At 35.1% G+C, this 1,341-nt stretch carries 2 protein-coding genes; both read left to right on the top strand.

The window, feature by feature from the left end; translation table 11 throughout:
• Positions 1-8: 8 nt before the first annotated feature.
• Positions 9-137 (top strand): adenylosuccinate synthetase, encoded by a 129-nt coding sequence (locus ABY905_RS17360; RefSeq protein WP_372646176.1) that lies wholly within the window; start codon positions 9-11, stop codon positions 135-137.
• Positions 138-400: 263 nt separating this feature from the next.
• On the top strand, positions 401-1,341 hold a 941-nt coding region (locus ABY905_RS17355), incomplete at its 3' end, for a YbhN family protein (protein ID WP_372646174.1).

The raw sequence follows: 1,341 nt of genomic DNA, 5'->3' as shown, positions 1-1,341 counted from the left end.
TGACTTCTATGTCAAACGAAAATGAATTCCCTGAGGCATTTAAAGCCTATGTTGATTTCATTGAAAAAGCAACTGGTATAGCTATTACTGTAGTTTCTGTAGGTCCTAACCGATCACAAACTATCGAAAGAAAATAATAACAGTTAAGTCCTCTGATTCAAATTAGAATCTTACACTTAGCTTGTGACAAACAATATTAAATCCGCTACGACTTTTAAATGAAGTTGTAGCGGATTTTTCTTTGTCTTCATTTTATTAAAATTGAAAAATTTAATTTGTGAAAAATCTTATTCAGAAAATCATAATAATTAAGTCATAGTCTCCTAGACTTTATATTATAATTGATTAAGTTTGAGAGTCAGATCTGGATTTAATCAGAAATTTGCATAGAATTAATCTAATGGAGCAGAATAATATCTCAAACCAAAAGAAATTACTCAAAGCCATACGTCCTCAACGTGTGATTTGGCCTATTTTAATTGGTTTTGTTGTGATTGCCTATTTACTCGTTAAAGATTTTAAACCCGGAACATTTGATTTAATCGAATTTTCATGGTTTACCCTTGCTGGAATAGTCGTTGCTCTCCTGATGATGGCACTTCGTGATTTTGGCTATATGGCCAGATTAAGAATACTAACAGAGAACGAATTCTCATGGCGAAAGACCTTCCGAATCATAATGCTTTGGGAATTTACATCGGCTATTACACCTTCAGCAATTGGAGGAACTTCATTTGCTATTCTATATCTAAATAAAGAAGGTTTAAGCCTAGGAAAGAGCTCAGCTGTAGTTATGGCGACATCTTTCCTCGACGAGCTTTATTTCATCATCATGCTGCCCTTAATTATTCTTGTATTGGATTGGCAACAGCTCTTTTTACTCGATACAGAAAATACGTCTTCTCTAACATCTTCTCTTATACTTCTAGTTCTAGGGGCTTACTTACTAAAACTAGCCTACCTAATTGTATTGAGTTATGGACTTTTCAAAAATCCTCGTGGACTGAAGTGGTTATTACTATGGATATTTAAACTACCCATCCTCCGAAAATGGAAACAAGGAGCAAATCAAACAGGAACAGATCTTATTGAGAGTTCAAAAGATCTAAAAAATAAAAGTTGCAAATTCTGGATGAAAGCTTTTTTGGCAAGCTTCTGTTCATGGACAGCGCGTTATTGGGTTGTTAATTCAATATTGTTAGCCTTTTGGTGTTGTGACTATTCCACCCTGGATCATATCATGATTTTTGCACGCCAACTGCTTATGTGGATCATGATGCTAATAAGCCCAACGCCTGGCGGAAGTGGATTTTCGGAGTGGGTATTTACGCAATATCTGGG

Origin of the sequence: Ancylomarina sp. (assembly GCF_041555295.1) — a bacterium.
Taxonomy (GTDB): Bacteria; Bacteroidota; Bacteroidia; order Bacteroidales; family Marinifilaceae; genus Ancylomarina.
This window is presented reverse-complemented; position numbering and strand designations above follow the sequence as displayed.

What these genes read in the sequence shown, in the direction of transcription:
- ABY905_RS17360 (WP_372646176.1), top strand. Translation starts at nt 9, where the DNA reads ATGTCAAACGAAAATGAATTCCCTGAGGCATTTAAAGCCTATGTTGAT.